This is a genomic window from Marichromatium sp. AB31 (assembly GCF_003718685.1).
GTDB classification, from domain to species: Bacteria; Pseudomonadota; Gammaproteobacteria; order Chromatiales; family Chromatiaceae; genus Marichromatium; species Marichromatium gracile.
Map to the genome: position 1 here is coordinate 231,028 of NZ_RHFI01000002.1, position 18,238 is coordinate 249,265.

The window sequence follows — 18,238 nt, forward strand, 5'->3', positions numbered from 1 at the left end:
TCACGCAAACGCTAATCTTTATCATTTGCGCCAAAGCATCAATAAGTCTAGAATTCCGCCCTCAGCCCGCTCGTACTGCTCAAGGCCCCGCCATGCCGAACCGACCGAACCACCCCCACCGCACCCTCAACGACATGCGCCCCGGTCACCGCGCGCGCATCCGTCGTCACCATGCGCGCGGCGCCGTACGCCAGCGCCTCATGGACCTGGGACTGATGCCGAACGTCGAGGTGGTGCTGGTGCGCAGCGCGCCACTGAACGACCCCATCGAACTGAAGCTGGAGGCGACCAACGTCACCCTGCGCCGTCAGGAGGCAGCCACCATCGAGGTCGGCGACGATGACTGAGCGCAGAGACCTGCTGGTCGCCCTCGCCGGCCAGCAGAACGCCGGCAAGTCGACCCTGTTCAACGCCCTCACCGGGGCGCGCCAGCACGTCGCCAACTACCCCGGGGTGACGGTCGACAAGAAGTACGGCCAGTACGGCGACACCGAGGGCCGGGTACGCATCGTCGACCTGCCCGGCACCTACAGCCTGACCTCCTTCTCACTGGAGGAGCGGGTGGCGCGCGACTTCCTCATCCAGGAGCGCCCGGACGTCGTCGTCAACGTGGTCGACGGCTCCAACCTGCGCCGTTCGCTGCACCTCACCCTGCAGCTCCAGGAGATGGAGCTGCCGCTGGTGCTGGCGCTGAACATGATGGACGTCGCCGCCGGGCGCGGGCTGGAGATCGACCCGCAGCGCCTCGCCGCACGACTCGACGTCCCGGTGATCCCCACCGTCGGGCGCCGCTCCGAGGGACGCGAGGCGCTGCGCGCGGCGATTCGCGCGCGCGCGTGCGATCACCGCAAGACCGCCGCCGCGGTCGACTACGGCGAGCTGGAGCCGGCGATCGGCGCACTCGTCGAGCACGCGACCACCACCCCGGAGCTGGCCGCCGTGCCCGCGCGCTGGCTCGCGCTCAAGCTGCTCGAGGACGACGCCCAGGCGCAGCGGCAGCTGCGCGAGCGCCTGCCCGCACCACAGGCCGAGGCCCTGCTCCAGGAGGCGGCGCGCCGGCGCGGCGACTTCGAGACCCAGGCGCGACTCGACGTCGCCGACCACCTCGCGGCCTGTCGCGACCAGACCGTCGGACAACTGCTCACGGGCGTGGTCGAACGGCGCGAGGACCGTCCGCGCACCACCCTCACCGAGCGCATCGACCGCGTGGTGCTCAACCGTCTCGCCGCGCCGGCCTTCCTGGTGCTCACCGTGTTCCTGATCTATCAGGTGGCGATCGTCTGGGGCTACGAGCTGACCAACTACACCTGGCCGCTGCTCGCCGGGATGCGCGAGCTGGTCGCCGGGGTGCTGCCCGATGCCGGCTTCCTGGTCGATCCCTACACCCGCGCGCTCGGGCTGTGGCTGGTCGACTCGGCCAACACCCTGCTCAACTATGTGCCGATCTTCCTCATCCTCTTCGCGCTGATCGCGGTGCTCGAGGACTCGGGCTACATGGCGCGCATCGCCTTCATCCTCGACAAGGTGCTGCACCGCTTCGGGCTGCACGGCCAGAGTACCCTGCCCTTCATCCTCGCCGGGGTGTTCGCCGGCGGCTGTGCGGTGCCCGGGGTGATGGCCACCAAGGGCATCCCCGACAATCGCGCACGGATGGCCACCATCCTCACCGTGCCCTTCATGAACTGTCTGGCCAAGGTGCCGCTCTACACCCTGCTGCTCGGGATCTTCTTCGTCGAGCACAAGGCGCTGATGATGTTCTACATCTCGACCATGACCATCATCTTCGCGCTGCTGGTGGCCAAGCTGCTCACCCGCACCGTGCTGCGCGGCGAGGAGACCTCGCCCTTCGTCATGGAGCTGCCGGCCTATCACCTGCCGACCCTCGGCGGCGTGCTGCGGCGCGCCATCGATCGCACCTGGCTCTACATCAAGAAGGTCGGCACCATCGTCATCGCGGTGGCGGTGGTGGTCTTCACCCTGCTGCACCTGCCCGGACTCTCCGACGCCCGCATGGCCGACTTCGAGGAGCGCGGTCGCGCGGCGGTGAGCAGCTTCGAGCAGGCGATGGCGGGCAACGCCTATGACTGGGTCGCCACCGCCGAGCACATCACCCCGCTGCTCAACTATTACAACGACTACAAGCGCGCCAAGCTCAACGCCTCCGGGGCCGAGGGCTCACGCGCGGTCAAGGCACGCTTCGAGCGCCGCAACCCCGACTACTTCCCGCTGGTCGCACCGCCCAAGGGCGATCGTGACGCCCGTCAGGCCAGTCGCGAGTTGCGCAAGCTCAGCTCGGCGCGCAAGTCGCTGCGCCGCGAGATGCGCGAGGAGCGCATCACCAGCTCGATCCTCGGCATCATCGGGCGCGGCATGGAGCCGGTGACCCGGTTCGCCGGCTTCGACTGGAAGATCAACGTCGCCCTGCTCTCCTCCTTCGCCGCGCGCGAGAGCAGCGTCGCCACCCTCGGGGTGCTGTTCCAGCAGGACGAGGACCAGAACGCCACGCTCGAGCAACGCATGGGCGAGGAGACCCGCGCCGGCGGCGCCACCGCACTCACCGCGGTGGCGGTGATCCTGTTCTTCGCGCTCTACCCGCCCTGTCTCGCCACCACGGTGATGGTCAAGGTCCAGACCGGCTCCTACAAGTGGATGCTGTTCTCGATCGTCTTCCCCACCCTGCTCGGGCTCGGTGTGGCCAGCGCGGTCTACAGCATCGGCGTCGCCACCGGCTCCTCGGGGATCGAGATGATGAGCTGGACCTACTTCGGCGCGCTCGCGCTGCTGTTGCTGCTCGGGTTGTTCACCGGGCCGGGCCGGAGACGCCCCGTCGCCCTGACCACCGCACCCGAACACGGCTGACCGGGGGCCGGGGCAGCGCCCCGGCCGCCCCCATTCGCAGACCACGGAGCACCGCATGCAAGAGACCGCAACCGACAGCAGCGCCGCGACGGTGGTCGCCGCCGGCAATGCGCTCGGCTGGGCCGACATCCTCATCCCGCTGATCGCGCTCGGCGCCGCGCTCTACTATCTCTACCGCACCCTGTGGGCCAACCGCGGTCGCTGCGGCGGCTGCTCGGGCAAGGGCAAGGGTGGCGGCTGCGCCACCGCCGCGCCGCCCCGGGTGACACCACCGCGCATCGGCCAGGGCCGTCGCTGAGCGCCCTTCCAAGGATGAGCGACACCGCCAGCGAGGGCCCCGGCCTCATCCACCACGATGGCCGCCGCACCATCGATCGCGACCTCGCCCGCGTCCCACGCGCTCAGGTCGGCGCCCTGCCGGGCAATCCGGCCGCCGACGGACGTCCTGCGTCCCGTCGGCGGCCACGACCGGATGCTCGCGCAGCTCGCCGGGATCCGCCGCGCCGCGAGCCGCGACTGCGATGTGCTGGCGCGGATCGGCGGCGAGGAGTTCGCGCAGATCCTCCACCGCATCTCGCCCGAGCAGGCCCGCGCGCGGCTGGCGCGACTGCGCGAACGCCTGCACCGCGACCCGATCGGGCTCGATGGCGCCCCCCGGCTCAGGGTCATCGACAGCATCGGTGACACCGTGTGTCGGCGAGTGTCAGGCGCAGACCCAGTTCGCACCACCGCGCGCCCCTCAGGAGATCGTCAAGCGCGCCGACGACGCCCTCGACTGGGTCAAGGCCAGCGGGCGCAACGGCCGTATCGCCTGGAGCGAACTCGACCCCCACTACCGCAGACATCGACTGGCGCTGCTACACTGCGACACACGCCGCCCACCGTGCGTCTCCCCACCGACCGGCCAGGATCCGCGCGCGCCCTCCGAGCAACCCGACGAGCAGTGCTCCGCCACCAGCAACCCATGTCCCTGCAAGACCACGACGAACGCGTGCGCTTCCACGTCAGCGACGTCCTCGGCGGTCTCGAGTGGCTGAGCGCGCGCTATGTCCACCAGCGTTTCTCGCGCCATGCCCATGCCGGCTACAGCATCGCGCTGATCGAGCGCGGCACCCAGGGCTTCTTCAACGCCGGCGCCAACCATCTCGCCCCGACCGACAGCCTCATCCTCGTCAACGCCGACACCATCCACACCGGACAGGCCGCGAGCAGCGGCGGCTGGGCCTATCGCGCGCTCTACCCCACCCCCGAGCAGTTCGAGCAGGTCTGGCGCGTACTCGGCCAGCCCGGTCGTCGCGCCCCCTGGTTCCGCTCGCCGGTGGTGCACGACCCGGCCCTGGCGCACCGTCTGCGCACACTCTTCACCCTGCTCGATCGACCCGCGAGCCGGCTCGCGCGCGACACCGCGCTCCACGACACCCTCGCACGACTGATGCGCGATCACGCCGGGATGCACGCCGCACCCGGCGAGCCGGGCGCCAACCCCCGTCTCGCGCTGGTCCGCGACCGGCTCGAACAGGCCCCCGAGGAGGAGATCCCGCTCGCCGCGCTGGCGCGACTCGCCGGCTGCAGCCCGGCACATCTGGTGCGCGCCTTCCATCGTCGCTACGGCCTGCCTCCGCACGCCTATCAGGTCCAGGCCCGGCTCAGACGGGCCGCCGCGTTGCTGCGCCAAGGCGCGACGATCGGCGCGGCGGCCTGCGCCGCCGGCTTCCACGACCAGAGCCATCTGCACCGTCACTTCAAGCGCGCCCGCGGCATCACCCCGGGGCAATATCTCGCCCAGTACCGCGCAAGAACGTACAAGACGCCGCGCCCCCGCGAGCGCTAGGCTCGAACGCTCCACAACAGCACTAGAAACCGCATGAACGCAGCACCGCTCCCTCACCCCGGCAGACGTCTCGCGCGCGGCGCGGTGGCGATCGCACCACTCTGTCTGGCGGTCGTCCCCTGGGGACTGCTCGCCGGCTCCTATGCCGTCGGCAGCGGGCTCTCGCCGCTCGAGGGTCAGGCACTGTCGCTGATCCTGTTCGCCGGCGCGGTCCAGCTGGTGGTGATCGGCATGGCCCAGGACGGCGCCTCGCTCGCCGCCATGTTGCTGGCCACCGCCTTCATCACCGCCCGTCACCTGCTCTACGGCCTCAGCCTGCGCGACCGGGTCGGCACGCTGCCGCTGCGCTGGCGACTGCCGCTGGGCTTTCTCCTCACCGACGAGCTGTTTGCCGTCTGCACCCGTCACGACGCCCCCGCCTTCGACCGCTGGTACATGCTCGGCGCCGGACTGGTCTTCTATCTGGTGTGGAATCTGGCGACCCTGGTCGGGGTGGTGATGGGCGAGACCCTGCCCGGGATCGAGGGGCTGGGGCTGGAGTTCGCGGTGGCGGCGACCTTCATCGCCATCGTCGTCCCCAACCTGGTCGACCGGCCGCTGTGGGTCGCGGCGCTGAGCGCACTGGTGGTGGCGGTGCTCGCCGCCCATCTGGGGATCCCCGGCGGACTGGTGCTCGCCGCGCTGGCGGGGATGGGCGCGGGCTATGTCACCGAGCAGGTGGCGCCATGAGCCTGTTCGATCTGCTCGCCCTCACCCTGGTGATCTTCGCCAGCCGCTATCTGTTCCTCGAACCGGCGCTGCCGCTGCGGCTCAACCGCCATCTGCGCGGCATGCTGCGCTATGCCGGCCCGGCGGTGCTCACCGCGATCTGGGGCCCGGTGGTGTTCATCCATGGCGAGCCCGGCCGGTTCGCCCTCGCCCTCCCCGAGCTCGCCGCCGCCACCCTGGCCGCGCTGCTCGCCTGGCGCACCCATCGGGTGCTGCTCACCGTCACCCTGAGCATGACGCTCTATTTCCTGTTGCGGCTGTGGTAGCGGCAGCGCTCAGCTCGCCAGCCACAGGATCAGCGCATAGCGCGCACCCTTGCCGAGTGCGACCAGCGGCAGGAACAGCCGCAGCGGTACCCGCATCACCCCGGCGACCAGGGTCAGGGCGTCACCGATCAGCGGCGCCCAGGCGAACAACAGGGTCCACACCCCGTAGCGGGCGAAGCGTGTCTGCGCGGCGGCGATCTGCGCCGGGGTGAAGTGGAACCAGCGCCGATCCTGGAAGCGCAACAGCGCCTGCCCCAGCCACCAGTTGAGCAACGACCCCAGGGTGTTGCCGAGGGTGGCGACGAGGAGCAGCAGCCAAGGCGTGGCCCCGGCCTGTAACAGCGCGTAGAGGGCGACCTCGGAGGAGGCCGGCAGCAAGGTCGCGGCGAGAAAGGCCGAGACGAAGAGCAGCAGATAGCCACCGATCACGACAGGATCAGTCGCGATAGAGCCCGATGGCGTCGAGACAGAGTTCAGCCTCGAAGGCGCGACCGATGGCGACCACACCCAGCCGGGTCAGCCGACGCGGGTCGAGCGGGCGATCGACACGGTGCGGCCTGAACGCGGCGAAGGGCAGATGGCAGGTGCGCCACGCCGGGGTCGCGGTGAATCCCGCGCGATAGGACTGCCAGGGGTGGTGCAGCGCGTCGCTCTTGAGATGGAGGTTGTAATCCTCGCCGTTGCCGCGCACCCGCAGCCACAGCCCGGTGAAGTCACCGGCATCGAAGGTCCCCGACTCGGCGAGCGGCAGCAACAGCTGGAGGAATCCGCCACCCTCGGCCAGGCTCACCGCGCCGCGCATGCACAGCACCCGCCGACCGTCCTCCTCGCCGTACCAGTGCGCGCCCTGCGAGCGCCCGCCCATCACCTGATCGGCGACCAGCCGCCAGCGGGTGCCGAGGCACGAGCGGCCATCGGCGGCGCCGAAATCGTCGATCAGCCGCTCGCGCACAAGGCCACCCGCAGCGCATCGACGAGCACCGCGTTCTCCTCCGGGGTGCCGACGGTGATGCGCAGACAATCGGCGAGGGCCGGGTCGCTGCCGTCGAGGTTCTTCACCAGCACGCCGCGCTCGCACAGCGCCGAGAACAGACCACCGGCGCGCCCCCTGGGGGTACGCACGAGGATGAAGTTGGCCTCGCTCGGATAGGGGTGCAGACCGTCGAGCGCGGCGAGCGCCGCGAACAGCCGCGCGCGCTCCTCACGGATCGCCCAGGTCTGGGCGTCGAACAGCGCCTTGTGACGCAGCGCGAACACCGCCGAGACCTGGGTGAGGACGTTGATGTTGTAGGGCAGCCGGGTCTTGTCGATCTGCGCCAGCCAGTCACGCGGCCCCACCAGATAGCCCAGACGCAGCCCCGCCAGCCCCATCTTCGAGACGGTGCGCATCACCAGCAGGTTGGGCCAGTCGCCGAGCAGACCGAGGAAGCTGGTGTCGGTGAAGGGCGCATAGGCCTCGTCGACCACCACCAGGCCGGGGGCGGCCTCGATGATGCGTACCATGTCCTCGGAGTCGAAGCGGTTGCCGGTGGGGTTGTTGGGATAGGCGAGGAAGATCAGCGCCGGACGCTCGCGCTCGATCGCTGCGAGCACCGCCGGCAGGTCGATGGCGAAGTCGGCGCGCAGCGACACGCCGACGTACTCCATGCCCGCGCACTGGGCGATCTGGCGATACATCACGAACCCCGGATCGAGCGACAGCAGCCGCCGTCCGGGGCCGCCGACGGTCATCGCCAGCATCTGGATGAGCTCGTCCGAGCCGTTGCCGAGCAACAGCTCGAACTCGGGGCCGATCCCCATGGTCTCGCGCAGCGCCGTGTGCAGCGCCTCGCCATTGGGGTCGGGGTAGCGGTTGAGATCGAGCCCGCGCAGGGTCTCGAGCCATTCCGCCTTCAACTCATCGGGCCAGCCGTAGGGGTTTTCCATCGCGTCGAGCTTGATCATCCCGTCCGCCGCCGCGACCCGGTAGGCCGGTATGGCCTGGATCTCGGGGCGGACCAACGCATCGATCACCGTGGTCATGTCACGCCACCAGAGGCTATTCGGCGGCGTCCTCGCCGCGATACTCGGCCGAGCGCGCGTGCGCGGTCAGACCCTCGCCCCGCGCCAACACCGAGGCGGTGCGCGAGAGCGTGGCGGCACCGGCCGCCGAGGCCATGATCAGGCTCGAGCGCTTCTGGAAGTCGTAGACCCCCAGCGGCGAAGAGAAGCGCGCGGTGCGCGAGGTCGGCAGCACGTGGTTGGGGCCGGCGCAGTAGTCACCCAGGGCCTCGGCGGTATAGCGACCCATGAAGATGGCGCCGGCGTGACGGATGCGCCCGACCACCGCCTGCGGATCGGCCAGCGACAGCTCGAGGTGCTCGGGGGCGATCTGGTTGGCCACCGCGATGGCGTCGTCGAGGTCGCGCGCGGCGATCAGCGCGCCACGGGCGCGCAGCGCGGTGGCGATGATCTCGGCGCGCTCCATGGTCGGCAGCAGACGATCGATGCTCGCCGCCACCCGGTCGAGGAAGTCGTGGTCCCAGCTCACCAGGATCGACTGCGCGTCCTGATCGTGCTCGGCCTGGGAGAAGAGGTCCATGGCGATCCAGTCGGGATCGGTCTGGCCGTCGCACACCACCAGGATCTCGGAGGGTCCGGCGACCATGTCGATGCCGACCTGACCGAACACCGCGCGCTTGGCGGTGGCGACATAGATGTTGCCGGGACCGACGACCTTGTCGACCGGCGGCACCGAGTCGGTACCGTAGGCGAGCGCGGCCACCGCCTGGGCGCCACCGATGGCGAAGGCGCGATCGACCCCGGCGACGTGCGCGGCGGCGAGCACCAGCTCGTTGAGTTCGCCATCCGGGGTCGGCACCACCATGATCAGCTCGGCGACCCCGGCGACCTTGGCCGGGATGGCGTTCATCAGCACCGAGGAGGGATAGGCCGCCTTGCCGCCGGGGACGTAGAGCCCGGCGCGATCGAGCGGCGTGACCTGCTGACCGAGCAGGGTGCCGTCGGCCTCCTCGAAGCTCCAGGACTCGACGCACTGGTGCTCGGCATAGGCACGGATGCGCGCGGCGGCCTGCTCCAGCGCCTCGCGCTGCGCCGCGGGGATGCGCTCCCAGGCGGTGGCCAGACGCGCGCGCGGGATCTCCAGGTCGGCGGCACTGGCCGGCGACCAGCGATCGAAGCGGGCGGTGTAGTCGATCAGCGCCGCGTCGCCGCGCGCGCGCACCTCGCGGATGATCTCGGCGACCGTCTGCTGGACGCGATCGTCGGAGACCGACTCCCAGGCCAGAAGGCCGTCGAGCCGCTCCTGGTAGTCGGCGTCGGTGGTGTCAAGACGTTGGATCTCGGTCACGGATGTCACTCCCGGTCCGTCGCCACGGACCCCATAGCATTCAATTCTGGTTGCTTGCCAGCGCCTCGCGCAGGCTCTCGAGCAGCCCATTGACCGCGGCATGCTTCATCTTCCAGGCGGCCTTGTTGACCACCAGCCGCGAGCTGATGTCGCTGATGTGCTCGAGCGGCACCAGGCCATTGGCCTTGAGCGTGTTGCCGCTCTCGACGAGGTCGACGATACGATCGGCCAAGCCGACCAGCGGGGCCAGCTCCATCGAACCGTAAAGCTTGATGATATCGACCTGCTCGCCCTTGGCGGCGTAATAGCGCTCGGCGCTACGCACATACTTGGTGGCAATGCGCATGCGCCGGTTGGTCGGCGGCGTGCTGTCGGGCAGCCCGGCGACCATCAGCCGGCAGCGGGCGATGCGCAGGTCGAGTGGCTCGTAGAGCCCCTCGCCGCCGTGCTCGAGCAGCACGTCCTTGCCGGCGACGCCGAGATCGGCGGCGCCGTACTGGACATAGGTGGGGACGTCACTGGCGCGGATGATGACGAACTTCACCCGCGCGTCCGTGGTCTCGAGGATCAGCTTGCGGCTGCGCTCCGGATCATCCAGCGGATGGATCCCGGCATGGGCCAGCAGCGGCAGGGTCTGCTCGAAGATACGGCCCTTGGACAGGGCGATGGTCAGGGGGGTGTTCGCTGTCATGGTGTCGCGATCCTAGTCCGCGCCCGAGGTCCGCCGCAGATCGGCGCCCAGGGCGTGCAGCTTTGCTTCGATGTTGTCATACCCGCGATCGAGGTGGTAGAGGCGATCGACCAGGGTCTCGCCCTCGGCCACCAGACCGGCCAGCACCAGACCGGCCGAGGCGCGCAGGTCGGTGGCCATCACCGGCGCGGCGGTCAGTCGTCCGACCCCGCGACAGATGGCGGTATTGCCCTCGATCCGGATCTCGGCGCCCATCCGCTCGAGCTCGGGGACGTGCATGAAGCGGTTCTCGAAGATGGTCTCGGTGACCGTGCCGACGCCCTCGGCGATGCTGTTGAGGGCGCAGAACTGGGCCTGCATGTCGGTCGGGAAACCGGGGTGCGGCGCGGTGTGGATGTCGACCGCGCGCGGGCGCCGACCGTGCATGTCGAGGGCGATCCAATCCTCGCCGGTCGCGACCTCGGCGCCGGCCTCGCGCAGCTTCTGTACCACCGCGTCGAGCGCCTCGGGACAGGTCCGCTCGACCCGCACCCGCCCGCCGGTCATGGCGGCGGCGACCAGGAAGGTGCCGGTCTCGATGCGATCGGGCATCACCCGATGGCTGCCGCCGCCGAGCCGCTCGACGCCCTGGATGCGGATGCGATCGCTACCGGCGCCCTCGACGCGCGCCCCCAGGGTATTGAGGAAGGCGCCGAGGTCGGCCACCTCGGGCTCGCGCGCGGCGTTCTCGATCACCGTCTCGCCCTCGGCCAGGACGGCGGCCATCATCAGGTTCTCGGTGCCGGTGACCGAGACCATCTCCATCACCAGCCGCGCCCCGCGCAGACGGCGCGCGCGGGCGCGAATATAGCCGCCCTCGACGGTGATCTCGGCGCCCATCGCGCGCAGCCCCTCGATGTGCAGGTTGACCGGGCGGGCGCCGATGGCGCAGCCCCCGGGCAGGGAGACATCGGCACGACCATAGCGCGCGAGCAGCGGCCCGAGCACCAGGATCGAGGCGCGCATGGTCTTGACCAGCTCGTAGGGCGCGGCGAAGTCGTGCAGCGTGCGCGGCTCGACCTCGACCCGATCACCCTCGCGGCGCAGCGCCGCACCCATCCGCCCCAGCAGCTCCAGGGTGGTGGCGATATCGCGCAGGCGCGGGATATTGGTCAGGGTCACCGGCGCGTCGGCCAGCAGGGTGGCGGCGAGGATCGGCAGCGCCGCGTTCTTCGCCCCCGAGGCCTCGACCACGCCATCGAGCCTGGTCCCACCGTTAATCAGCAGCTTGTCCATGGTCTCGGCGAACCCCTGAGGGACGAAGGCGCTCGCGCCCGCTCCCTCGCTCTGTTTCGATTGCGACGGACACGCCGCCGCCGGCCCAGGCTCGAGCATCACTCCAGCATCCACCACAGGCTCCCTGTCAGCTCGATCGCGCCGCCGCCGGGGTGGTCGATACCGGCAACAACTCCAGGATGTTCGAAAAGGCCGCGATCCGCCGCAGCGAATCGGGAAGATTGGCATAGCTCAGCGCGACGCCGCGCGCCCGGGCGAGGTCGAGCCATTCGAGCAGCAGCGCCAGACCGGCGCTGTTGGCGGCGCTGACGCCGGCCAGGTCGATCTCGACGGTCGTGGGCGCGCGCAGCAACGCCTCGCCCTCGACCGCCAGCCGGGTGACCGTGGCGAGATCGAGTACGCCGTCGAGACGCCAGCGACCCGGCGCGGTCTCGCTCAGGCGGGTGGCGCTCATTCGCGCCCCTTGAGGTTCATGTCCTCGAGCCGGGCGATCAGACCGTCGATCCCGGAGCGCTGGATCTCGGTGGCGAAGTCGCTGCGATAGTTGCCGACCAGGCTGGCATTGCTGATCACCACGTCATAGACCTTCCAGCCGGAACCACCGTCGTACATGCGGTAGTCGACCGGGATCGGCGAACCGCCCGACTGCTGAACCTCGGTGGCGACGGTCACCATGTTCGGGCGCGAACTCGGGCGCACCGGCAGATAGCGGATCTCCTCGCCCGAATAGCTCAGCAGCGAGCGCGCATAGGTGCGGATCAGCACCTGCTTGAAGCTGTCGACCAGACGCTGGCGCTGCGCCTGACTGGCCTCGCGCCAATAGCGACCGACCGCGCCCTGGGTGATGCGCACGAAGTCGAAGTGAGGCGCGACCTGGTCCTCGAGCAGACCATAGATCAGGCTCGGATCGCGCTCGATCTCGGCGCGGCGCTGCTCGAGGGTGTCGAGCATGCGCATGGTGGTGCGCTCGACCAGGGCGGTGGCCGACTCCTGGGCCGCGCTCGCCAGACCACTGCCGAGGCTCGCCAGCACCAGGGTCACCAGCAATAGAAAATGACGTTGCCGCAACATCAGCCGTCTCCGCTTGCCTTACTGAATAAGAATTGTCCGATCATCTGCTCGAGGATCATCGCCGACTGGGTCTGCATGATCTCGTCACCGTCGCGCAGCACGTCGGGGCTGCCGCCGGGCTCGAGTGCGACGTACTGCTCGCCGAGCAGTCCGGAGGTGAAGACGTTGGCGAAGGTGTCCATCGGCAGGTTGTCGACCGCCGAGTCGATGCGCAGCGTCACCACCGCCTCGAAGGTGCGGGGATCGAAGTCCACCGCTTCCACGCGCCCGACCCGAACCCCGGCCATGCTCACCGGCGCACGCGCCTTGAGGCTGCCGACGTTGGCAAAGCGTGCGGTGAGCCGATAACCCTCGTCGCCCCCGGCGAGATTGAGGTTGCTGACCTGCATCGCGAGGAAGAACAGGGCGACGAAGCCGGCGACCATGAAGGCCCCGACCAGGATCTCGATGTTGCGTTGTCTTGCCATCTCATCAGCCTCCGAACATCAACGCGGTGAGCACGAAATCGAGCCCGAGCACGGCCAGCGCGCCATGCACCACGGTACGGGTGGTCGCGCGGCTCACGCCCTCGGAGGTCGGGCTGCAGTCATAGCCCTGGAACAGCGCGATCCAGGTCACCACCACGCCGAACACCAGCGACTTGATGACACCGTTGACCACGTCCTCGCGAAAATCGACCGCCGACTGCATCTGGCTCCAGAAGGCGCCGGCGTCGACGCCAAGCAGCCCGATGCCGACGAAATAGCCGCCGATCACGCCGACGGCACTGAACACCGCCGCCAGCAGCGGCATCGCCAACACCCCGCCGAACAACCGCGGCACCAGGATCCGGCGCACCGGATCGACGGCCATCAACTCCAGCCCGGCGAGCTGCTCGGTGGCCTTCATCAGGCCGATCTCGGCGGTCAGCGCCGAGCCCGCGCGACCGGCCACCAACAGCGCCGTGACCACCGGGCCGAGCTCACGCACCAGCGAGGCGGCGACCATCAGCCCCAGGCTCTCGGCGGCGCCGAAGCGAGCCAGCACATAGTAGCCCTGCAGCGCCAGCACCATGCCGACGAACAACCCGGAGACGCCGACGATCAGCATCGAGAGCACGCCGACGTTGTAGACCTGCGCGATCAGCAGCCGCGGCCGGCGCAGCACCTCACCGATGCCGAGCACCATCGCCAACAGCAGCCGATGGGCGCGTCCGAAGCGCGCCAGGGCATCGAGCCCACCGCGACCGAGTCGCGCCAGGGGATCGAACAACATCTCAGCGTCCTCCCCGGCTCAGCAGGTCTTCGGCCAGCGAGGGCCCCGGATAGTGGAAATGCACCGGCCCGTCGGCCTGACCGTCCATGAACTGGCGCACCCAGGTCGAGCGCTCGGCGGCGATCTCGGCCGGTGAGCCCTGGGCGACCACCCGACCGTGCGAGATCAGATAGACATGATCGGCGATCCGGCTGGTCTCGGCCACATCGTGCGACACCAGCACGCTGGTGAGGTTCGCCGCGTCGTTGAGCTGGCGGATCAGCGACACCAGCGCGCCCATGGAGATCGGGTCCTGGCCGGTGAAGGGCTCATCGTAGAGGATCATCTCGGGATCGAGCGCGATCGCCCGCGCCAGCGCTACCCGACGCGCCATGCCGCCGGACAGCTCGCTCGGCATCAGCGCGCGCGCGCCGCGCAGCCCCACCGCCTCGAGCTTCAGCAATACCAGCTTGCGCAGCAGCGAAGGCGAGAGGTCGGTGTGCTCGCGCAGCGGATAGGCGACGTTGTCGAAGACGTTGAGATCGGTCAGCAGCGCCCCGCTCTGGAACAGCATGCCCATGCGTCGGCGCAATCGATAGAGCGCGCTCTTGTCGAGCTCGTGCACCGCCACACCGCCGATCTCGACGCGACCGGCGTCAGGACGCAGTTGTCCGGTAATCAGTTTGAGCAGCGTGGTCTTGCCGGTCCCGCTCGGTCCCATCACCGCAGTCACGGCGCCGCGACGGATGTCGAGATCGAGCCCGTCGAAGATGACCCGCTCGCCGCGGCGGAAGGTCAGGTCGCGGACCCGCACCAGCACATCGTCGGTGGCGGATGCCCGCGCGGCTCCATTGGTGCCCGCAGACGCGTCCTCGACCCGGACGCCCGGCGCGCCGCCTGGGCCCTGGCTTGGCATCATGGTGAAATGTCGCTATCGACGCATCGGTCGGCCAAAGCGGGCAATTCTCGCGGCCCCGGCGCGGGGCGTCAAGCAAAGGGCGGCCAGCGACCAAGAAGATTGAACCGCCAAGCCGCGAAGGGCGCAAAGAAGAGGTAGGGCCTCCAGCGACCAGCCTCCAGTCGCCAGTGGGTGTGCGTCCTCGACAACAGCACGGCCTGCCATCACCATTGGCGCCGGCGCTTGAGGACACGTGACCACGGGCCGCTGGTCGCCGACCACCTGAACACCTTTGCGCTCTTTGCGGCTTGGCGGTTCAATCCTGGCGGCTGGCGACAGCCCCCTCGCCCGATGCGACATGTCCGCGTGGCATGGTGTATTTTTCTTGGTTTGACCGACCACTCATCGGCTCCATCCCCGAGACCATGACCGAACGACGACAACTCGGCGCCCGTCTGGCGCCGCTCGATGCCGGCGAGCACCAACGCATCATCGATCTCGCCCGTGCCGTTCTCGACACCGAGGCCCAGGCGATCACGGCGCTCGCCGCACGGATCGACACCCCTTTTGTCACCGCCTGTCGCTACATGCTCGCCTGCGCCGGACGCATCGTGGTCACCGGCATGGGCAAGTCGGGGCACATCGGCGGCAAGATCGCCGCCACCCTGGCGAGCACCGGCAGTCCGGCCTTCTTCGTCCACCCCGGCGAGGCCAGCCACGGCGATCTGGGGATGATCACCCCGCTCGACGTCGTGGTGGCGATCTCCAATTCCGGCGAGACCGCCGAGGTGCTCACCATCCTGCCGGTGCTCAAGCGCCTCGGGGTGCCGATGATCGCGATGACCGGGCGGCGCGACTCGACCCTGGCGCGCGAGGCCGACGTCCATCTCGATGTCACCGTCTCGGCCGAGGCCTGCCCGCTCGGCCTGGCGCCGACCACCAGCACCACCGCGGCGCTGGCAATGGGGGATGCGCTCGCCGTGGCGCTACTCGAGGCGCGTGGCTTCACCGCCGAGGACTTCGCCCGCTCGCACCCGGCCGGGAGCCTGGGGCGGCGCCTGCTGCTGCACGTCGACGACATCATGCATCGCGACGAACGGGTCCCCCGCGTCGGGCGCGAGGCGAGCCTGCTGGCCACCCTCGAGGAGATCTCGCGCAAGGGGCTGGGGATGAGCGCGGTGGTCGACGAGGGTGGGCGGCTGTGCGGCATCTTCACCGACGGCGACCTGCGCCGTGCGCTCGATCGCGGCGTCGACGTCCACCACACCCGGATCGAGACGGTGATGACCCGCGACTGTGTCACCATCTCCCCCGGCGCGCTCGCCGCCGAGGCGCTGCAGCTGATGGAGGCGCGCTCGATCAACGCGCTGCTGGCGCTCGACGACGAGCGCCGCCCGGTCGGCGCACTCAACATGCACGACCTGTTGCGCGCGGGCGTGGTCTGAAACTGCCCCCGCTGGTCAAAACCGCCCGCGCACCCGACAATGCGCCGCACAGGGGCCCGCCCCTTCTTCCTCATCAAGGAGTCACCAGGGAGATGCAAGAGATCCGCAACCGCGCCGCCGCCATTCGTCTGGCGATCTTCGACGTCGACGGCGTACTCACCGACGGCAGCCTCTATCTCGGCGACGACGGTCAGGAATACAAGGCGTTCAACGCCCGCGACGGTCACGGCATGGTGATGTTGCGCGAGTCCGGCGTGACCCTCGCGGTGATCACCGGGCGCAGCTCGCGGGTGGTCACCATGCGGATGAAGGGATTGGGGGTGAACCACGTCTACCAGGGCCAGCGCGACAAGCTCGCCGCCTATCTCGAGCTACGCGAGCGACTGGGGATCGAGGACGCCGCCGTGGCCTATCTCGGCGACGACGTCATCGACCTGCCGGTGATGCGCCAGGTCGGGCTCGCCGCGGCGGTGGCCGATGCCCACCCGATGGTACGCGCCGAGGCGCACTGGCACACCACGGCGCACGGCGGGCGCGGCGCCGCGCGCGAGTTCTGCGAACTGATCATGGACGCTCAGGGGACGCTCGCGCGACTGGCCGGACAGCGTCCATGAGCACCCGCGCGCACTGGCCGCTGCGCTACTACCTGCTCGCCGCCTTCTTCGCCTTCAGCGGGCTCGCGGGCTGGTGGCAGGTCCAGCGCATCGACCAGCCGCAGGGACCGGCCACCGTACGCCCCCGCGTCCCCGACTACGTGGTCCACGCGTTCACCGCGCTCGAGACCGACACCAGCGGCGCACCGAGCCGACGCCTGAGCGCGACCGAGTTGCGTCAGTTCGTCGCCGAGGACCTCTCCGAGCTCGACCGCCCACACATGCAGCTGTTCCAGTCCGACGGACCGCCGTGGCGCGCGCGCGCCGAGCACGGGCTGGTGCTCGACGGCGGCGCGGAGGTGCGGCTGACCGGCGACGTCCATCTCGAGCGCGACGCCACCGCCGAGGCCCCGCCCGCGCACATCGAGACCGAGCAGCTCAACGTCTGGCACCAGCGCGCCTATGCCCGTACCGACCTGCCGGTGCGGGTGGCCAGCGGCGAGGACTGGCTGAGCGCCACCGGCATGCAGCTGTGGTACGACGAGCCGGCGCGCGCCACCTTCCACGGTCGCACCCGGATGCTGCTCGCCCCGACCCAGGAGACCCAACCATGAGCCCTCCACTGCGCCTGCTGGCACTGTTGCTGTTGTTCGGCTGGAACCCGGCCAACGCGCTCGACGACGACCCCCAGCAACCGATGTACATCGAGGCCGACGACGTCGAGGTACGCGAGGCCGAGGGCACCAGCATCTATGTCGGCAACGTCGAGGTCACCCAGGGCAGCATGCGCCTGCACGCCGACCACATGACCGTCTATCACCGCGAGGACCGCCGCCCGCGCCAGATCATCGCCATCGGCACCCCGGCGCGCTTCCGTCAACTGCTCGAGGACGACCAGGGCGAGGTCCGCGCCTTCGCCAGGCGCATGGAGTTCGACACCGACCGCGACGAGCTGGTGCTGATCGACGAGGCGGTACTGATCCAGGGCGAGGACCGCGTCGCCAGCGAGCGCATCGTCTACGACCGTGCCCGCGAACACTTCCGTGCCGGCGGCAGCGGTCGGGTGCGGATCACCATCACCCCCGAGGAGGAGTCATGACAGGGGTCGACGGATGAGCGTACTGCGCGCCGAACAGCTCAAGAAACGTTATCGCAGCCGCGAGGTCCTGCGGGGAGTGAGCGTCGAGGTCGAGGCCGGCGAGGTGGTCGGGCTGCTCGGCCCCAACGGCGCGGGCAAGACCACCTGCTTCTATCTCATCGTCGGGCTGATCCCGGCCGACCAGGGGCGCATCACCCTCGACGAGCACGATGTCACCCTGATGCCAATGCATGCGCGCGCGCGCGCCGGACTGAGCTATCTGGCGCAGGAGCCCTCGGTGTTTCGCAAGCTCAGCGCGCGCGACAACATCCTCGCGATCCTCGAGACCCGCGGCGACCTCGACCGCGAGCAGCGCGAGCAGCGTTGCGAGCAGCTGCTCGAGGAGCTCGGCATCGCCCATATCGGCGAGTCGCTGGCACTCAGCCTCTCCGGTGGCGAGCGCCGTCGTCTCGAGATCGCCCGCGCGCTGGCCGTCGACCCCAAGGTGATGCTGCTCGACGAGCCCTTCGCCGGCGTCGACCCGATCGCCGTGGGCGACATCAAGGCGATCGTCTCGCACCTGCGCGAGCGCGGCATCGGCGTGTTGATCACCGATCACAACGTGCGCGAGACGCTCGACATCTGCGATCGCGGCTACATCATCAGTAATGGCGAGGTGATCGCCGCCGGCCGCCCCGACGAGCTACTCGCCAACCAGCAGGTACGCGACGTCTATCTCGGCGCCGACTTCGCCATGTAGCATGTAGGCGGCAGCATCCGCGCCCCGCTGCTACATATTGGGAGTAAGATGAAGACCATCGCGCCCCGGCAGGGGGCGCGCTTGACGTGACTCAGGCACCTTTGTTGCCACCCGACCTATA

Annotated in this window: 22 protein-coding genes; 11 read left to right on the forward strand and 11 right to left on the reverse strand. The window is 69.5% G+C overall.

Going from position 1 to position 18,238, the window contains the following annotated elements; translation table 11 throughout:
* Positions 1-92: 92 nt before the first annotated feature.
* From EBL84_RS03350 to EBL84_RS03375, 6 genes are all read left to right on the forward strand, one after another.
* The gene (locus tag EBL84_RS03350) at positions 93-347 is read left to right on the forward strand and encodes a FeoA domain-containing protein (protein ID WP_123139515.1); all 255 of its coding nucleotides are present in this window, start codon (positions 93-95) and stop codon (positions 345-347) included.
* Positions 340-2,859: a ferrous iron transport protein B gene (gene feoB / locus EBL84_RS03355; RefSeq protein ID WP_123139516.1), complete on the forward strand. Its 2,520-nt coding sequence runs from the start codon at positions 340-342 to the stop codon at positions 2,857-2,859. Before EBL84_RS03350 ends, feoB begins: the two co-directional genes overlap by 8 nt.
* A gap of 55 nt (positions 2,860-2,914) precedes the next feature.
* Positions 2,915-3,157, forward strand: coding sequence for a hypothetical protein (locus EBL84_RS03360; RefSeq protein ID WP_123139517.1), 243 nt, complete (start codon positions 2,915-2,917; stop codon positions 3,155-3,157).
* Between the two features lie 666 nt (positions 3,158-3,823).
* Entirely contained in the window at positions 3,824-4,690 is an 867-nt protein-coding gene (locus EBL84_RS17245; RefSeq protein ID WP_223806947.1) for an AraC family transcriptional regulator, read from the forward strand.
* Positions 4,691-4,723: 33 nt separating this feature from the next.
* Positions 4,724-5,419 (forward strand): AzlC family ABC transporter permease, encoded by a 696-nt coding sequence (locus EBL84_RS03370; RefSeq protein WP_123139519.1) that lies wholly within the window; start codon positions 4,724-4,726, stop codon positions 5,417-5,419.
* Complete coding sequence (locus EBL84_RS03375) at positions 5,416-5,724, forward strand: AzlD domain-containing protein (RefSeq protein ID WP_123139520.1); 309 nt, start codon at positions 5,416-5,418, stop codon at positions 5,722-5,724. The genes EBL84_RS03370 and EBL84_RS03375 overlap by 4 nt, the downstream gene beginning before the upstream one ends.
* 9 nt (positions 5,725-5,733) lie before the next feature.
* On the opposite strand, the gene EBL84_RS03380 is transcribed toward EBL84_RS03375, so the two are convergent.
* From EBL84_RS03380 to EBL84_RS03430, 11 genes are all read right to left on the reverse strand, one after another.
* The gene (locus EBL84_RS03380) at positions 5,734-6,153 is read right to left on the reverse strand and encodes a YqaA family protein (protein WP_123139521.1); all 420 of its coding nucleotides are present in this window, start codon (positions 6,151-6,153) and stop codon (positions 5,734-5,736) included.
* Between the two features lie 7 nt (positions 6,154-6,160).
* The gene (locus EBL84_RS03385) at positions 6,161-6,676 is read right to left on the reverse strand and encodes a CIA30 family protein (RefSeq protein ID WP_123139522.1); all 516 of its coding nucleotides are present in this window, start codon (positions 6,674-6,676) and stop codon (positions 6,161-6,163) included.
* Complete coding sequence (gene hisC, locus EBL84_RS03390; protein ID WP_123139523.1) at positions 6,661-7,746, reverse strand: histidinol-phosphate transaminase; 1,086 nt, start codon at positions 7,744-7,746, stop codon at positions 6,661-6,663. Before hisC ends, EBL84_RS03385 begins: the two co-directional genes overlap by 16 nt.
* Before the next feature lie 16 nt (positions 7,747-7,762).
* Positions 7,763-9,073, reverse strand: coding sequence for a histidinol dehydrogenase (gene hisD / locus EBL84_RS03395; RefSeq protein ID WP_123139524.1), 1,311 nt, complete (start codon positions 9,071-9,073; stop codon positions 7,763-7,765).
* Between the two features lie 40 nt (positions 9,074-9,113).
* The gene (gene hisG / locus EBL84_RS03400; RefSeq protein WP_123139525.1) at positions 9,114-9,764 is read right to left on the reverse strand and encodes an ATP phosphoribosyltransferase; all 651 of its coding nucleotides are present in this window, start codon (positions 9,762-9,764) and stop codon (positions 9,114-9,116) included.
* A 12-nt stretch (positions 9,765-9,776) separates the two neighbouring features.
* The gene (gene murA / locus EBL84_RS03405) at positions 9,777-11,039 is read right to left on the reverse strand and encodes a UDP-N-acetylglucosamine 1-carboxyvinyltransferase (protein ID WP_123139526.1); all 1,263 of its coding nucleotides are present in this window, start codon (positions 11,037-11,039) and stop codon (positions 9,777-9,779) included.
* A gap of 127 nt (positions 11,040-11,166) precedes the next feature.
* On the reverse strand, positions 11,167-11,493 hold the full coding sequence (locus EBL84_RS03410; RefSeq protein WP_123139527.1) for a lipid asymmetry maintenance protein MlaB: 327 nt from the start codon (positions 11,491-11,493) through the stop codon (positions 11,167-11,169).
* Positions 11,490-12,110 carry a phospholipid-binding protein MlaC gene (locus EBL84_RS03415; RefSeq protein WP_123139528.1) on the reverse strand — a complete coding sequence of 207 codons (621 nt, stop codon included), beginning with the start codon at positions 12,108-12,110 and terminating at the stop codon, positions 11,490-11,492. Before EBL84_RS03415 ends, EBL84_RS03410 begins: the two co-directional genes overlap by 4 nt.
* The gene (gene mlaD, locus EBL84_RS03420) at positions 12,110-12,577 is read right to left on the reverse strand and encodes an outer membrane lipid asymmetry maintenance protein MlaD (RefSeq protein WP_123139529.1); all 468 of its coding nucleotides are present in this window, start codon (positions 12,575-12,577) and stop codon (positions 12,110-12,112) included. The genes EBL84_RS03415 and mlaD overlap by 1 nt, the downstream gene beginning before the upstream one ends.
* Before the next feature lie 4 nt (positions 12,578-12,581).
* Positions 12,582-13,364, reverse strand: coding sequence for a lipid asymmetry maintenance ABC transporter permease subunit MlaE (mlaE, locus tag EBL84_RS03425; protein WP_005224479.1), 783 nt, complete (start codon positions 13,362-13,364; stop codon positions 12,582-12,584).
* Position 13,365: 1 nt separating this feature from the next.
* Positions 13,366-14,262: an ABC transporter ATP-binding protein gene (locus EBL84_RS03430; RefSeq protein ID WP_123139530.1), complete on the reverse strand. Its 897-nt coding sequence runs from the start codon at positions 14,260-14,262 to the stop codon at positions 13,366-13,368.
* Positions 14,263-14,666: 404 nt separating this feature from the next.
* Here EBL84_RS03430 and EBL84_RS03435 point away from each other — a divergent pair, with 404 nt between their 5' ends.
* The 5 genes from EBL84_RS03435 (at position 14,667) to lptB (ending at position 18,117) form a co-directional block, all read left to right on the forward strand.
* Positions 14,667-15,686, forward strand: a complete 1,020-nt coding sequence (locus EBL84_RS03435) for a KpsF/GutQ family sugar-phosphate isomerase (protein ID WP_123139531.1) — start codon at positions 14,667-14,669, stop codon at positions 15,684-15,686.
* Between the two features lie 92 nt (positions 15,687-15,778).
* The gene (gene kdsC / locus EBL84_RS03440; protein WP_123139532.1) at positions 15,779-16,300 is read left to right on the forward strand and encodes a 3-deoxy-manno-octulosonate-8-phosphatase KdsC; all 522 of its coding nucleotides are present in this window, start codon (positions 15,779-15,781) and stop codon (positions 16,298-16,300) included.
* Entirely contained in the window at positions 16,297-16,893 is a 597-nt protein-coding gene (gene lptC, locus EBL84_RS03445; protein WP_123139533.1) for an LPS export ABC transporter periplasmic protein LptC, read from the forward strand. The genes kdsC and lptC overlap by 4 nt, the downstream gene beginning before the upstream one ends.
* Positions 16,890-17,378: a lipopolysaccharide transport periplasmic protein LptA gene (gene lptA / locus EBL84_RS03450; protein ID WP_123139534.1), complete on the forward strand. Its 489-nt coding sequence runs from the start codon at positions 16,890-16,892 to the stop codon at positions 17,376-17,378. The genes lptC and lptA overlap by 4 nt, the downstream gene beginning before the upstream one ends.
* A gap of 13 nt (positions 17,379-17,391) precedes the next feature.
* Positions 17,392-18,117, forward strand: a complete 726-nt coding sequence (lptB, locus tag EBL84_RS03455; protein WP_123139535.1) for an LPS export ABC transporter ATP-binding protein — start codon at positions 17,392-17,394, stop codon at positions 18,115-18,117.
* The last annotated feature ends 121 nt before the right edge of the window (positions 18,118-18,238 follow it).

What these genes read in the sequence shown, in the direction of transcription:
- EBL84_RS03350 (WP_123139515.1), top strand. Translation starts at nt 93, where the DNA reads ATGCCGAACCGACCGAACCACCCCCACCGCACCCTCAACGACATGCGC.
- feoB (WP_123139516.1), top strand. Translation starts at nt 340, where the DNA reads ATGACTGAGCGCAGAGACCTGCTGGTCGCCCTCGCCGGCCAGCAGAAC.
- EBL84_RS03360 (WP_123139517.1), top strand. Translation starts at nt 2,915, where the DNA reads ATGCAAGAGACCGCAACCGACAGCAGCGCCGCGACGGTGGTCGCCGCC.
- EBL84_RS17245 (WP_223806947.1), top strand. Translation starts at nt 3,824, where the DNA reads ATGTCCCTGCAAGACCACGACGAACGCGTGCGCTTCCACGTCAGCGAC.
- EBL84_RS03370 (WP_123139519.1), top strand. Translation starts at nt 4,724, where the DNA reads ATGAACGCAGCACCGCTCCCTCACCCCGGCAGACGTCTCGCGCGCGGC.
- EBL84_RS03375 (WP_123139520.1), top strand. Translation starts at nt 5,416, where the DNA reads ATGAGCCTGTTCGATCTGCTCGCCCTCACCCTGGTGATCTTCGCCAGC.
- hisC (WP_123139523.1), bottom strand. Translation starts at nt 7,746, where the DNA reads ATGACCACGGTGATCGATGCGTTGGTCCGCCCCGAGATCCAGGCCATA.
- hisG (WP_123139525.1), bottom strand. Translation starts at nt 9,764, where the DNA reads ATGACAGCGAACACCCCCCTGACCATCGCCCTGTCCAAGGGCCGTATC.
- murA (WP_123139526.1), bottom strand. Translation starts at nt 11,039, where the DNA reads ATGGACAAGCTGCTGATTAACGGTGGGACCAGGCTCGATGGCGTGGTC.
- EBL84_RS03410 (WP_123139527.1), bottom strand. Translation starts at nt 11,493, where the DNA reads ATGAGCGCCACCCGCCTGAGCGAGACCGCGCCGGGTCGCTGGCGTCTC.
- EBL84_RS03415 (WP_123139528.1), bottom strand. Translation starts at nt 12,110, where the DNA reads ATGTTGCGGCAACGTCATTTTCTATTGCTGGTGACCCTGGTGCTGGCG.
- mlaD (WP_123139529.1), bottom strand. Translation starts at nt 12,577, where the DNA reads ATGGCAAGACAACGCAACATCGAGATCCTGGTCGGGGCCTTCATGGTC.
- mlaE (WP_005224479.1), bottom strand. Translation starts at nt 13,364, where the DNA reads ATGTTGTTCGATCCCCTGGCGCGACTCGGTCGCGGTGGGCTCGATGCC.
- EBL84_RS03430 (WP_123139530.1), bottom strand. Translation starts at nt 14,262, where the DNA reads ATGATGCCAAGCCAGGGCCCAGGCGGCGCGCCGGGCGTCCGGGTCGAG.
- EBL84_RS03435 (WP_123139531.1), top strand. Translation starts at nt 14,667, where the DNA reads ATGACCGAACGACGACAACTCGGCGCCCGTCTGGCGCCGCTCGATGCC.
- kdsC (WP_123139532.1), top strand. Translation starts at nt 15,779, where the DNA reads ATGCAAGAGATCCGCAACCGCGCCGCCGCCATTCGTCTGGCGATCTTC.
- lptC (WP_123139533.1), top strand. Translation starts at nt 16,297, where the DNA reads ATGAGCACCCGCGCGCACTGGCCGCTGCGCTACTACCTGCTCGCCGCC.
- lptA (WP_123139534.1), top strand. Translation starts at nt 16,890, where the DNA reads ATGAGCCCTCCACTGCGCCTGCTGGCACTGTTGCTGTTGTTCGGCTGG.
- lptB (WP_123139535.1), top strand. Translation starts at nt 17,392, where the DNA reads ATGAGCGTACTGCGCGCCGAACAGCTCAAGAAACGTTATCGCAGCCGC.